This is a genomic window from Streptomyces sp. NPDC006510 (genome assembly GCF_040611955.1).
GTDB lineage: Bacteria > Actinomycetota > Actinomycetes > Streptomycetales > Streptomycetaceae > Streptomyces.
Map to the genome: position 1 here is coordinate 26,325 of NZ_JBEXPH010000041.1, position 13,065 is coordinate 39,389.

Here is a 13,065-nt window from a genome sequence, read left to right on the forward strand (position 1 = left end):
GCATCGATGGTATGAAGATCAGTGTGAGCCTGCCGCAGGAGGATGTCGCCTTCGTCGACGAGTACGCCACGAAGACCGAGGCGGATTCCCGGTCCGCGGTGATCCACGCAGCGATCGAGCTGTTGCGTACCGCCGGCCTGGAGGCGGAGTACACGGAGGCGTTCGAGGAGTGGGACGCGAGCGAGGACGCCGAGCTCTGGGACCGCACGGTCGGGGACGGAATCGCCGATGCGTAGGGGAGACATCCACCTGGTCGACCTGGAGCCGGCCAGGGGCAGCGAGGCCAACAAGGTCAGGCCGGCCGTGATCGTGTCCAACAACGCCGCCAACCAGTCGGTCGAGCTCAACGGCAGAGGCGTCGTCACCGTGGTGCCTCTGACGTCGAACACCGCCCGTGTCCTCACCTTCCAGGTCCTTCTCGGAGCTGACGAGTGCCGTCTGCCGAGGGACTCGAAGGCCCAGTGCGAGCAGATCCGGGCAGTCACCCCGGACCGCGTCCTGAAGAGGGTCGGCACCGTCCCCCGTCAGCGCATGGCCGAGATCGACGCAGCCCTGCGACGGCACCTCGCCCTCTGACGGACACGGAACGCATACGGAAGGGCGGCCACCGCACCCGGTGGCCGCCCTTCCGTATGCGTCGGACGCCAGGCGTCAGCCGTTCAGCTCCGCCGCGACCAGCTCCGCGATCTGCACCGCGTTCAGCGCCGCGCCCTTGCGCAGGTTGTCGTTGGAGACGAAGAGCGCGAGGCCGTTCTCCACGGTCTCGTCGACCCGGATCCGGCCGACGAACGAGGCGTCCTTGCCGGCCGCCTGGAGCGGGGTGGGGATCTCGGAGATCTCGACGCCCGGCGCGTCCTTCAGCAGCTCGTACGCGCGCTGCACGCTGATCGGGCGGGCGAAACGGGCGTTGACCTGGAGCGAGTGACCGGAGAAGACCGGCACCCGGACGCAGGTGCCGGACACCTTCAGCTCCGGGATCTCCAGGATCTTGCGGGACTCGTTGCGGAGCTTCTGCTCCTCGTCGGTCTCGAAGGAGCCGTCGTCCACGATCGAACCGGCCAGCGGCAGCACGTTGAAGGCGATCGGACGCTTGTAGACGCCCGGCTCGGGGAACTCGACGGCCTCGCCGTCGTGGGTGAGCTGGTCGGCGTCGGCGACGACCTTGGACGCCTGGCCGTGCAGCTCGGCGACGCCGGCCAGACCGGAGCCGGACACGGCCTGGTAGGTGGCGACGGTCAGCGTCTGGAGACCGGCCTCGTCGTGCAGCGGGCGCAGCACGGGCATGGCGGCCATCGTGGTGCAGTTGGGGTTGGCGATGATGCCCTTGGGCCGGTTCGCGATCGCGTGCGCGTTGACCTCGGAGACGACGAGGGGGACCTCGGGGTCCTTGCGCCAGGCGGAGGAGTTGTCGATCACGACGGCACCCTGTGCGGCGACCTTCTCGGCGAGCGCCTTCGACGTCGCGCCACCGGCCGAGAACAGCACGATGTCCAGCCCGGTGTAGTCGGCCGTCGAGGCGTCCTCGACGGTGATCTCCCGGCCCTCCCACTCGATCGTCGAGCCCGCGGAGCGCGCGGAGGCGAACAGCCGCAGCTCGTCGGCCGGGAACTTCCGCTCGGCCAGGATCCTGCGCATGACTGTGCCGACCTGACCGGTGGCGCCGACGATTCCGACCTTCACAGGGACTCCTTCGAACGAACTGGCACGGTTGCCGATCCATGATGCGTATGTGAACGGCTTCCTTGTCCAATCCATTGTCCGGGGTACGGACAGTGCCCGCCCTGCCGGGCGCACAGCAATGGGGCGGGAGCTCCGTCGAGCGCCCGCCCCACTGTCGTACGTGTCGTACGGATCACACGGTGGCCGTTACGGCGTGACCTTCTCGATCACGACGCTGCCGGTGCCCGCCGGGGTCCCGTGGCTGTTCACCAGGCGGACCTCGCCGAAGAACTGCCGGCCCTCGGGGGCCGCACCGGCGACCGCGACCTCGGCACCGATCTGCGTCGAGGCGCCGTTGGCCAGGTTCACGGCCTTCGACTCGTCGACCTTGATCGTGCCGAGCGACGGTGCGTAGTACACGTCGCGGTAGTCGTACGTGGTGGTGCCGGCCGGGACGTCGTAGCCGTCGATCACGACGGTGTACGTACCGGCTGCCGGCTTCACCAGGCTGACCGCCTCCTCGGAGCCGGCCGTGGTGGACTTGCCGACCTCGGTGTCGCCCCGGTAGACGTACAGGTCCAGGTCCGCGTTGGCGTCCGCCGTGCCGCCGATGGCGACGTCCAGCTTCTCGACGCCCTCACCGATGGTGACCGTGTACTCCTGCTGGTCGCCCGTCTTGATCGACGGCTTCGCGACCTTGGCCGTGCCCAGCGAGCCGCCCTTGAGCGTGCCCTCCAGGTCGCCCGCGTTGTTGGTGACCTTCCAGTTCACCGCGGCGGGCGTGCCGATCTTCGCCTCGGCGATGGTCTGCACCGCCGGGTCGAAGGTGGCACCGAGCAGCGAGACATCCAGCTTGTACGGGTTGTCCAGCAGCGGCGAGGTACGCCGTGCCTCGACCTCGATCTCCCAGACGCCCGGCTGCGGGTCCTTGTACGAGCGCACGTCCGGACGGCAGGTGTTGGCCGGGTTCTCGTAGTTCGGGTAGCAGAAGATCGTGGAGCTGTCCTCCATCTGCACCCCGTACGGGTGGATCGAGATGAAGCGGGTCTGGCTGCCCGAGCGCAGCGCGCCGATGGCGACCTCAAGGGTCTTGGCGCCCTCCGGAACGGTCAGGAAGTACGACTCGCTGCTGTTGCGCTGCACCGAGCCGGACGCCTTGAACGCGTAGGAGGGCTTCACGAGCTTCGTGGAGACGACGACCGTGGTGAGGATCTGCTGGTCCACACCGGCGGTCCTGCTGTCGTCCACCTTCAGGATCGCGCTGTGCACACCCGCACCGGCCGGCTTCGCCTGCACCTTGACGGTGACGGGCTTGCCCAGCGGCAGGGAGACGGTGCTCGAACCGGTCAGCTTGAAGGTGCCGTCGTTGTTCTTCCACGACAGCTTGTGCTTGACGGCCTTGTCCGGGCCCGTGGTGCGGGTGACCGTGACGTCGTACGTCTTCGTCCGGCCGGCCTTCAGGCCGCCCTCGCGGTCGTACAGGCCGGTGCCGAAGCCGGGGGTCTTCAGCGCGAAGTCGATCGCGGTGTCGACCGGGGCCTTCACCGAGTACTCGTGCGCCGGGGTGCCCTGCTTCTTGATCAGCTTCCAGGCGTCGACGATGTTGATCAGACCGGAGCCCTGGGCGTGCGCGGGCACGTCCTTGATGTGGGTGGCGGTGCTGGTCAGCGCGGAGCGCAGATCGGCGGGCGGCAGCTCGATGTGCTTCTGCTTCGCGGCGGACAGCAGCAGCGCGGTCGCGCCCGCGGCCTGCGGCGAGGCCATCGAGGTGCCCTGGAGCATGGAGTAACCCGCGGGGAGCGAGTAGCCCGCCTCCTTGACCGGGCCGCCGGGCAGCCAGGTCTGGGTGGTGTTGATGGCCGCACCCGGGGCCGTCAGGATCGGCGCGAAGCCGCCGTCCTCACGCGGACCGCGCGAGGAGAACGGCATCATGTCGTACTTCTTGGTGACGTTCGAGCCGTAGTTGGCGGCCCAGGTCTCCTTGGAGATCGACGCGCCGACGGAGATGACGTGGTCGGCGAGGCCGGGGTCACCGATGGTGTTGACACCCGGGCCGTCGTTGCCGGCCGAGATGACCAGCTGGACGCCGTAGATGTCGATGAGTCGTTTGTAGAGCTCGGCACGGGCGTTGTTGCCGTCGTTGAGCGGCGGCAGGCCGCCGATCGACATGTTGACGACATCGACGCCGCGGTTCACGACGAGGTCGATCATGCCCTCGGTGAGCGCGATGTTGGTGCAGCCGCCGTCCCAGGTGCAGGCACGCGAGGAGACGATCTTCGCGCCCGGCGCGGCACCGTTCATCTTGCCGCCGAACAGGCCGTTCGCGGCGGTGATGCCCGCGACGTGGGTGCCGTGCTCGCTCTCGATGACGCCGATGTTGACGTAGTCGGCCTTGTCGCCCGCCGCGTTGTAGACGACGTTCTTGCGCGACTCGACGACGAACGGGATCCGCTCGGCGACGTCGGTCCGCGGGTCGTCCTTGCCGAAGTAGGAGACCTGGTGCTTCTCCTTGTACGGCTTGAGCACGGCGTCGTCGGAGAAGTCCGCGTTGTTGTTCAGGTCGACGCGGGTGGTGCCGGTGACCGGGTCGTAGAGCACCGCCCACACGTCGGTGGTGTCGCCGTCGCGGTTCAGGTCGCCCGCCATGTCGCCGCCCCTGGTGGCGGCCTCGGCGAACAGCTTGATCCGGTAGTCGCCCTCGGGCGCCTTGTACGTACGGTCCTTGTACGTGAACGTCGGGCCGGACACGGCGTCCGTCATCCGCAGCCAGGTGCCGTCGCCGTCGCTGACCGGGTCGGTCGCGGTCACCCAGTCGACGATCTTGCGGGCACCGGTGGTGGTCTTCTGCAGCGCCGGGTGGCCGAGGTCGACACCCGAGTCGAGGATGCCGATGGTCACCCCGCGGCCGTCGGCCTTCGGGTTCTGCTCGACGAAGTCGACCGCGCCCGTCTCGAAGGACGGGTTGTACGGGTTCTTCGCCGGGGTCTTCTTGCCGGGCGCCGGGTACGAACCGGTGGACTTCGCCTTCACCCCGGCGCCGGTGGCACGGTCGGCCGCGGGCGTCGGGTCGTCCAGCTTGATCTCCTGCTTGAGATCGATGCCGTGGACGGACGACAGCTTGGACGCCGCCTTGATGGTCGCGTCGGCGGTCGCGGTGGGCACGGTGGCCCGTACGTAGCCGAGCTTGTCGTACGCACGTCCCAGCACGGAGCCCTTGACGGCGTCCAGTTGCTTGGTGACCTGCTCGGTCGCACCGGGAGCGGTGGCGACCATCATCGTGACGTTCTTCTGACCCTTGGCCTTCGCCTTGGCCAGCAGTTGCTCGTCGTTGGTGCCGAGCTTGTCCGCCGTGGCGCCCTCGGCGGCGGACTTGACGGGAGCGGGGGCAGGGGCGTCGGCGGCGAAGACGGGTGCGGCGCCGGTGGCGGCCAGCGCGGCCACCAGACCGGCGGCAGCCACGACTCTGGCCGCGCGTCTCGCCCCGGGTATGTAACTGGGGGACTCGGAGGTCATCAGCATCCCTGGATATGAAAGAGAGAGTCCGGAATTCGGTACCGGATGACCGCTCACCCTTTCGTAAATGACAGGGGTTTGTGGAGAGTTGAAGGGGGCCGGATGTGGACATGGCGGGCTTCCGCCACTGGGGCTGATGTGCCATCAGGAATATAACGGTGAATAAGTGGCTCCTGTGACCCGCTCCGCCGTTCTCGACGGGCAGGATCAACGAGGCAGGATCAACGGGGCGGGGTCAACGGAGCGGGCTCACCGGGGCAGGATCATCACATACGCGGCCGGTTCACGGTCGGCCGCCGCCATCAGCGCCGTACGCACCACGACCGCCTGCTGCTCGCCCGCGTCGCGGAGCTTCTTCGGAGCGAGGCGGACGACGGTGACGCCCAGCCGCTCCAGATGCTCCCGCTCCGCGGCGTACGGGGACCACCGGGCCCCGTGCTCCTCCCGGGACCGGCCGCCGTCGGGCCCGCCGCGCCGCGGCGCCCTGGTGTCGAGCTCCACGGCGACCGCCTGCTCGGGCCAGTAGGCGTCCACGCCGCCGAGAGGGGGGCCGCCGGGCAGGCGCAGCTCCACGTTCCACAGCGGTTCCGGCAGACCGTACGTCCGCACCATGTCGTACAGCCGGCCCTCCGCCACCGCCCGGCCCTCGGCGAGGAACGAATCGACGGCCTGCACCACCTGGGGCCGGTCCAGCAGCTTCGCTCGGCTCAACTCGCGTACCACGGCGGCCGGTTCGCAGTGCCCGCCGCGCACCGCCTCGATGAGCAGCCCGCGCACGGCCAAGGGGTCCTGGAGCCCGGCGATGGCGTCCGCGAGCGCCCGCTCCACGGGCGCCACGGGCAGTCCGCGCACCTGCTCGGCGCGGGGCGTCCCGGAGCAGCGCACCAGGCGCACGTACCCGACCGAGCGCAGCCGCCGGGTGCGCGGTACCAATACGTCGATGCCGGGCGCCGACGCGGCGGGGAACCCGTGCAGGGCGAGTGCGGCGAGCCCGGTGATCATGGCCTCGCCGTAACCGGGCTCCGTCTCCGTCTCCGCCTCCGTCTCCCGTCCCGACTGCGCGGGAAAGCTCCGCCGGCCGGAGGCAGGTGGCTGGCCGGCGTACAGCAGGGCGGAACGCAGCCGCTCCTCACCGGTGGGCGGTTCCGGGTGCAGGACATACACACCGGGCAGCGGCTGCTGCCACGGCCCACCGGCCCCGCAGCGTGCGGCGGCCTCCGCGGGGGACACGCCCCGTTCCCTCAACTGTGCTGCGGACAGCACGCGTTGGCGGAGATCTGCGGCGATGCGGGAGTGGCAGGGGGAAGTTGGGGTGTTCTGGGTCATGTTCCGGGGTATCCCGCATGACGTCGCGGCGCTAACCCCTGTTACACGCCCGTCGACAATTCAGGACAACGCCATCCTAAAGTACGCACGTTCGACGACCGAAAAGGCCCGGCCCGGCTGCCTTCGAGCAGTCCGACGGGCCCCTCCGGCCGATCGAGGACAGCGCCGGGGCACGCGCCCCCGGCGCGTCGTCCGTCAGGCCCCGGCCCCCGCGTCGCACGCCTGCGCCCGCAACGCCCGAGCCAGGTCGTCCCGGGCCTCCAGCACCAGCCTCCGCAGCGCCGGCGCCGCATCCGCGTGGGCGGTCAGCCAGGCGTCCGTCGCGGCCAGCGTCGACGGGTTGTCCTGAAGCGCCGGGAACAGGCCCCGCACCACGGCCATCCCGATCTGGATCGACCGCTCGGCCCACACCCGCTCGATCGCGTCGAAGTACTTGCTCGCGTACGGCGCCAGCAACTCCCGCTGCGACGACTGCGTGAAGCCCGTGATCGTGGCCTCCACCAGCGCGTTGGACAGCGCCTCCGACTCCACGACGCCCGCCCAGGCCTGCGCCTTGACCGCGGCGGACGGCCGCGAGGCCAGGCACCGCACCTGGTGCCGCTTGCCGGACGCCGTGTCGTCGCGGGCCAGTTCGGCATCGATGACCGACTCGTCGGCCACCCCGTGCGCGGCCAGCGGGGACAGGAACGCCCACCGCAGCTCCTGGTCTACATCGAGCCCGTCGATCCGGGCCGAGCCGTCCAGCAGCCCGGACAGCAGCTGGAAGTCCGCGTCCGAGTCGGCGACCGACGCGAAGAACCGCGCCCACGCCAACTGGTGCTCGCTGCCCGGCTCGGCGACCCGCAGCTCCCGCAGCGCACCCTCGGACAGCGCCCGGCCGCCCTCCTCGCGCCATCCGGGCGCCGCGTACTGCACCAGCGCGGTCCGGGTCCAGGCGTGCAGCATCTGGAGCACACCGATGTCGGACTCGCGGCCGGCGAAGGCCAGCACGAGGGAGACGAAGTCGCGGGCCGGCATCAGCCCGTCCCGGGTCAGGTTCCACAGCGCCGACCAGCACAGCGCCCGAGCGAGGGGGTCCGTGATGTCGCCCAGATGCTCCCGCAGCGTGGCCAGCGACACCTCGTCGAAGCGGACCTTGCAGTAGGTGAGGTCGTCGTCGTTGACCAGGATCAGCTCGGGCCGCTCGGCCCCCGCCAGCTCCCCGACCACCGTGCGCGGACCCGCCACGTCCACCTCGGCGCGGGCGTACCGCACCAGGTCGCCGTCGGCGGCACGCCGGTACAGGCCCACGGCGACGCGGTGCGGCCGCAGCTCCGGGTGGGAATCGGCCGCCTCCTGGAGGACCGCCAGCTCCGTGATCCGGTCCGCCGCGTCGTACGTCGCCACCGGGGTCAGCGAGTTGACGCCCGCGGTCTGGAGCCACGAACGCGACCAGGCGGTCATGTCACGCCCGGACGTCTCGGCCAGCACGGACAGCAGATCGCCCAGCTGCGTGTTGCCGTAGGCGTGCTTCTTGAAGTAGCGCCGGGCGCCCTCCAGGAACGCCTCCCGCCCCACGTACGCCACCAGCTGCTTCAGGACGGAGGCGCCCTTGGCGTACGTGATGCCGTCGAAGTTCAGCTTGGCGTCCTCCAGGTCACGGATGTCGGCCGTGATCGGGTGCGTGGACGGCAGCTGGTCGGCGCGGTACGCCCAGGACTTGCGGTTGTTGGCGAAGGTGATCCAGCCGTCCTCGAAACGGGTCGCCCCGACCATCGCGAAGACGCCCATGAAGTCGGCGAAGGACTCCTTCAGCCACAGGTCGTCCCACCACTGCATGGTCACGAGGTCGCCGAACCACATGTGCGCCATCTCGTGCAGGATGACGTTGGCCCGGCCCTCGTACGCGGCCTGTGTCACCCTGCCGCGGAAGATGTACTCCTCGCGGAACGTGACACAGCCCGGGTTCTCCATCGCGCCGAGGTTGTACTCGGGCACGAACGCCTGGTCGTACTTCCCGAACGGATACGGGTAGTCGAAGTTGTCGTGGAAGAAGTCCAGGCCCTGCTTGGTGATCAGGAAGACGTCGTCCGAGTCGAAGTGCCGGGCGAGCCCCTTGCGGCACAGCGCGCCGAGCGGGATCTCCAGCGTCGTGCCGTCCTCGAAGGTACGGCTGTAGGAGTCCGTGACGTAGTGGTACGGACCGGCGACGACCGCCGTGATGTACGTGGAGATCGGCTTCGTCTCGGCGAACCGCCAGACCCCGCCGTCCCGCGACTCCTCCGCCCCGTTGCTCCGGACCGTCCAGCCCTCGGGCGCCGTCACCTGGAAGCGGAAGGGGGCCTTCAGGTCGGGCTGCTCGAAGTTCGCGAAGACGCGCCGCGAGTCGGCCGGCTCGTACTGCGTGTAGAGGTAGACCTCGCCGTCCTCCGGGTCGACGAACCGGTGCATGCCCTCACCGGTCCGGCTGTACGCGCACTGCGCGTCGACCACCAGGGTGTTGGCGCCCTCCGGCAGCTCGTCCAGCGCCACCCGGGTGCCGTCGAAGACGGCGGCGGGGTCGAGCGACCGCCCGTTCAGCGTCACCGCGGTCACGGCCGGCGCCACCAGGTCCGCGAAGGTCGACGCCCCCGCCCGCGCGTTGCGGAACCGGATCGTGGTCACCGAGCGGAAGGTCCGCGGACCGGAGGCGGCGTCCCCGGCCCCGTCGGGCCCGCCGACGGCGGAACGCAGATCGAGCTCGACCTCGTAACCGTCGACGGTCAGCAGCTCGGCCCTCACGCGGGCCTCGTCGCGGGACAGGTTCTCACCGGGCACGGGCACACTCCTTTGTGTCACGTTCGAATAACTTGATCCTCCCATGCCGCGACTCGGCCGGGCAGGCGGGAATGGCCGGTGCGTCCGGAGGCGTTCTCGCGCACAGGTGCGATCGCCCTTATGAGGAGAGACATGTCTGACAACAGCACGGCGACCGGCAAGACCCCTGCCGATTTCTGGTTCGACCCGCTCTGCCCCTGGGCCTGGATGACCTCCCGCTGGATGCTGGAGGTGGAGAAGGTCCGCGACGTCGAGGTCCGCTGGCACGTGATGAGCCTCGCCGTCCTCAACGAGGACAAGCTCGACGAGCTGCCGGAGGAGTACCGCGACCTGCTGGAGAAGGCGTGGGGCCCGGTCCGTGTCGTCATCGCCGCCCAGCAGAAGCACGGCGACGAGATCGTCGGCCCGCTGTACACCGCGCTCGGCACCCGCTTCCACAACCAGGGCGAGGGCCCCACCCGCGAGGCGGTCGTGGGTGCGCTCCAGGACGTCGGCCTGCCGGCCGAGCTGGCGGACTTCGCGGACTCGGACGTGTACGACGCCGAGCTGCGCGCCTCCCACAAGGAGGGCATCGACAAGGTCGGCCAGGACGTCGGCACCCCGGTCATCGCCGTCCCGGGCGCGGACGGCGAGCAGATCGCCTTCTTCGGCCCGGTCGTCACCCCCGCCCCGAAGGGCGAGGAGGCGGCGAAGCTGTGGGACGGCACGCTGCTGGTGGCGTCGATCCCCGGCTTCTACGAGATCAAGCGGACCCGGACCCAGGGCCCGATCTTCGACTGACCTGCCGGGCGCGGTGCGGGCCCGGGCAGCGGTCAGGGCCCGCGCCGTCCTCGTCCTTGTCCGCGTCGAAATCCCCCAGACGCAGCGGGAGCTGCGGACCGGGTGCCTGCCGAGGAGGAGCTGGCCCCCGTCCGGGCGACCACCCCCGAGCGCGCCCGGGCGGACCTGACGGTGTCGCTGGGCGGCGGCCCCCTCCCGGCGCTTCTGGACCGCGACGAGGTGGTGACTTCGCACCGCCAGGCGGCCCTGAGGGGACGTCTCACGTCAACTCCGCTTGACCGATGGCCAGATGGACCCAGACGGTCTTGCCGGGGTCGCGGGGCCGTACGCCCCATTTCGCGGCGAGCGCGTCGACGATGACCAGGCCCCGGCCGGAGACATCGTCGAGCGTGGGGGTGCGGAGTTCGGGCATCCGCCACTGGTACGAGTCGGAGACCTCCAGCACGAGTGTGCCGCTGCGGCGGCGTAAGCCGAGTTCGAAGTAGTCGCCGGTCCCCTTTGCATGGTTGATCACGTTGGTGCTCAACTCGCTTGCGAGGAGGGTGGTTTCGTCGATGAGCGTGCCGAGTCTCCACTCGGTCAGGACGCTCTCGACGTGGCGTCGAGCGGCGGGGACGGAGTCCCTGCGGGCCCGGAATCTCCTGATGTGCGTGCGCCCGGACATGGGTCTCCCAAGGTTGTGGGTGGGCAGGCGGATTCGTGGTCACGGAGTGCACCCAAGAGGGCACTTCTTGCGACGCACCCAACGCTAGAGCGAGACTTTCGCTCTGTGCAATCGAACTGCATCGAGAATTTGCAGATTGCTCACCGTCTCAAGCGCCTGGCGCGTAGCCTCCGTTGACGTGCAGACTGGTCACACGGAGTAAGAGGAGGGGACATGCCTGCAGGTGGACGCCCTACTGTGCGCAGCAGGCGGCTCGGTGCGGCGCTCAGGAGGTACCGAGATGCGGCAAAGCTCGATCAGCAGCACGCTGCTGACCACATCGTGGGATCAAAGGCCAAGATCAGCCGTATCGAGGCCGGTCAGGTCTCGGCGCGTCCCGGCGATGTTCGACTGCTCCTTGAGCTGTACGGGGTGGAAGACACCGCCGTGTACCGGCAGTTGGAGCAGCTGGCCCGGGCTTCCAACAAGCGTGGATGGTGGCTCAACTATGAATGGGCCACCAAGCCGGAGTATGCGGACTTCATCACGCTCGAATCCGACGCGACGTACATCCGTACTTGGCAGCCGTTGTTCCTGCCGGGACTTCTGCAGACGGACGACTACCTGAGGGTTCTGCTCAGTGCTGGCTTGAAGGTTCATACGCCTGAAGCGGTTGACGAAATGGTGGCCATTCGGCAGACGCGCAGGAAGGTGATCGAGGAGCATGGCGCCCGGTTCGCGGCAGTCATTTGGGAGCCCGCGCTCACGGCCCCGATGCCTTCCGCGAAAGCGCATCGCGACCAGCTCCTCCATATTCTGAACGTGGCGCAACGGCAGAACGTCAGTGTTCAGGTGCTCCCTGCCACGGAGTGGGAGGCTGCGCACATGGCGTCGCACTTCGTCATGTTCAACTTCGGTCCCGAACCTGCCCCGGAGGCGGTCGCCTTCGACAGCACGACGAGCACAGTCATCATCGAGGACCTTGAAGAGATGGCCACGCATGCGCAGATCTTCGAAGCCCTCAGGTCGGCGGCGCTGACGCCCGCACAATCGCTCGCCTTCCTGCGTGAGCACATCGCAAGCATCCCTGAGAGCGAGAAAGAGCGGCAATGAAGAACCAGCAGATCGTCACCGAGTTCAAGAAGTCCAGCGCCTCGCAGGGAGGGCAGCAGGACTGCGTCGAGGTCGCCCGCACCGCCGACGGTGGCCGCGCCGTCCGGGACAGCAAGTGCCGGGACGGCGGGCTCCAGTTCTACGCCCCCGAGGGGTGGGCCGCGTTCCTCGACGGGGTGAAGGGCGGGGCCTTCGGGGGCTGACGCTCCCCGGAGAGCCGGGCGGGCTGCGCTAGACGTGCGCGAGGAGGCGCTCCAGCGGTCGGGGTACGTGCTTGAGGTCCAGGTGCGCGATCAGCGCCTGCGCGTACAGCGCCTTGCGGCCGCTGTGCGTGCCCATGAACCGGCGCAGCTGGTGTTCCACGGGGCGTTCCCGCTGTGCCGGCTGGCCCTGGAACGTACGGAAGGGGCGCATCTCGCCCTGGGCCTCGATCACCTGCTGTACGCCCTCGGTGCCGAGGGCGCGGATCAGTTCGTCCTCCAGGTCGGCGACGCACACCTGGAACCCGAGGGTCTCCAGTCCGGCGCGGGTGAGGCCGGACCCGAGCCCGACCCGTTCCAGATGGCGCCGGAAGTGCCGCTCCTCGCCGATGTCGCAGAGTCCCGCCAGCGGGAGGCCGAGTCCCGGCGGGCCGCACACGTTCAGGAAGCGCCCGATGCTCGTCGCGCCGCCGAGCGGTACCACCGCGACGCCCTCCGCGCCGAGGTCGCGGCCGTGGCGCGTGGCCAGTGCCTCGATCGCGACATGGTCGCTGCTTCCCTCGACGAGCACGACCGTACGCACACCGCCGGCCAGTTCCCGCGCTTCCGCGGCTGCCGCGTCCGACCCCGCCCCGCCGGCCGCCCATGCGATCGCCGCCTGACGGAACCGCCTCAACTCGTCCACGAGACCTCGCTTCCCGACGCCATCCTGCACGGCGGGGATCCCGTACGCATACCCGTTTTCCCGGCCCATGTCGTCCCGGGGCCGTTCGGCTGGTGACCAGGTTCTGAAGCCCCAGGAGGAACGAATGTGGGCCCACGCGCACCACGCGTGGGCCCACATTCGTCGGTGTCCGGGATCAGCTCGGCTGGTCTCCGGTGTATCGGTAGATTCCGCCTGCTGAGTTGACGTGCCATACGGTGCCGTCGGCTGCCACGCCGATGTCGGCGGCGTTGCCGGGGATGCCTACCCACGGGTTGGAGTCGTGGCCCGTGTACCGGTACATCTGGCCCAGGGAGTTCACGCCCCAGACA

The 13,065-nt window shown here is 69.5% G+C and carries 12 protein-coding genes; 5 read left to right on the forward strand and 7 right to left on the reverse strand.

Annotated features, from left to right (window positions below; all coding sequences use genetic code 11):
• The first annotated feature begins 11 nt into the window (after positions 1-11).
• Together ABZY11_RS15480 and ABZY11_RS15485 are read left to right on the forward strand one after the other, a co-directional pair.
• On the forward strand, positions 12-236 hold the full coding sequence (locus tag ABZY11_RS15480) for a ribbon-helix-helix domain-containing protein (RefSeq protein ID WP_356479622.1): 225 nt from the start codon (positions 12-14) through the stop codon (positions 234-236).
• Positions 229-576, forward strand: a complete 348-nt coding sequence (locus ABZY11_RS15485) for a type II toxin-antitoxin system PemK/MazF family toxin (RefSeq protein ID WP_356479623.1) — start codon at positions 229-231, stop codon at positions 574-576. Before ABZY11_RS15480 ends, ABZY11_RS15485 begins: the two co-directional genes overlap by 8 nt.
• Positions 577-651: 75 nt before the next feature.
• On the opposite strand, the gene ABZY11_RS15490 is transcribed toward ABZY11_RS15485, so the two are convergent.
• The 4 genes from ABZY11_RS15490 to pepN form a co-directional block, all read right to left on the reverse strand.
• Positions 652-1,680, reverse strand: coding sequence for an aspartate-semialdehyde dehydrogenase (locus ABZY11_RS15490; RefSeq protein ID WP_356479624.1), 1,029 nt, complete (start codon positions 1,678-1,680; stop codon positions 652-654).
• A gap of 186 nt (positions 1,681-1,866) precedes the next feature.
• Complete coding sequence (locus ABZY11_RS15495; protein WP_356479625.1) at positions 1,867-5,178, reverse strand: S8 family serine peptidase; 3,312 nt, start codon at positions 5,176-5,178, stop codon at positions 1,867-1,869.
• Positions 5,179-5,421: 243 nt separating this feature from the next.
• Positions 5,422-6,498 (reverse strand): hypothetical protein, encoded by a 1,077-nt coding sequence (locus ABZY11_RS15500; RefSeq protein WP_356479626.1) that lies wholly within the window; start codon positions 6,496-6,498, stop codon positions 5,422-5,424.
• A 195-nt stretch (positions 6,499-6,693) separates the two neighbouring features.
• On the reverse strand, positions 6,694-9,294 hold the full coding sequence (pepN, locus tag ABZY11_RS15505) for an aminopeptidase N (protein WP_356479627.1): 2,601 nt from the start codon (positions 9,292-9,294) through the stop codon (positions 6,694-6,696).
• Between the two features lie 132 nt (positions 9,295-9,426).
• On the opposite strand from pepN, the gene ABZY11_RS15510 reads away from it, so the two are divergent.
• Entirely contained in the window at positions 9,427-10,074 is a 648-nt protein-coding gene (locus ABZY11_RS15510) for a DsbA family protein (protein WP_356479628.1), read from the forward strand.
• Between the two features lie 259 nt (positions 10,075-10,333).
• Here the strand turns inward: ABZY11_RS15510 and ABZY11_RS15515 are convergent, their stop codons facing one another.
• Complete coding sequence (locus ABZY11_RS15515; RefSeq protein ID WP_356479629.1) at positions 10,334-10,738, reverse strand: ATP-binding protein; 405 nt, start codon at positions 10,736-10,738, stop codon at positions 10,334-10,336.
• Between the two features lie 237 nt (positions 10,739-10,975).
• Here ABZY11_RS15515 and ABZY11_RS15520 point away from each other — a divergent pair, with 237 nt between their 5' ends.
• Positions 10,976-11,830: a helix-turn-helix transcriptional regulator gene (locus ABZY11_RS15520; protein ID WP_356479630.1), complete on the forward strand. Its 855-nt coding sequence runs from the start codon at positions 10,976-10,978 to the stop codon at positions 11,828-11,830.
• A complete protein-coding gene (locus ABZY11_RS15525; protein WP_356479631.1) occupies positions 11,827-12,033 on the forward strand; it encodes a DUF397 domain-containing protein in 207 nt (68 codons plus the stop codon). The genes ABZY11_RS15520 and ABZY11_RS15525 overlap by 4 nt, the downstream gene beginning before the upstream one ends.
• A gap of 28 nt (positions 12,034-12,061) precedes the next feature.
• On the opposite strand, the gene ABZY11_RS15530 is transcribed toward ABZY11_RS15525, so the two are convergent.
• Positions 12,062-12,715, reverse strand: a complete 654-nt coding sequence (locus tag ABZY11_RS15530) for an ATP-dependent endonuclease (RefSeq protein WP_356479632.1) — start codon at positions 12,713-12,715, stop codon at positions 12,062-12,064.
• Positions 12,716-12,890: 175 nt separating this feature from the next.
• Positions 12,891-13,037, reverse strand: a complete 147-nt coding sequence (locus tag ABZY11_RS15535) for a tectonin domain-containing protein (RefSeq protein WP_356479645.1) — start codon at positions 13,035-13,037, stop codon at positions 12,891-12,893.
• Between the last annotated feature and the right edge of the window lie 28 nt (positions 13,038-13,065).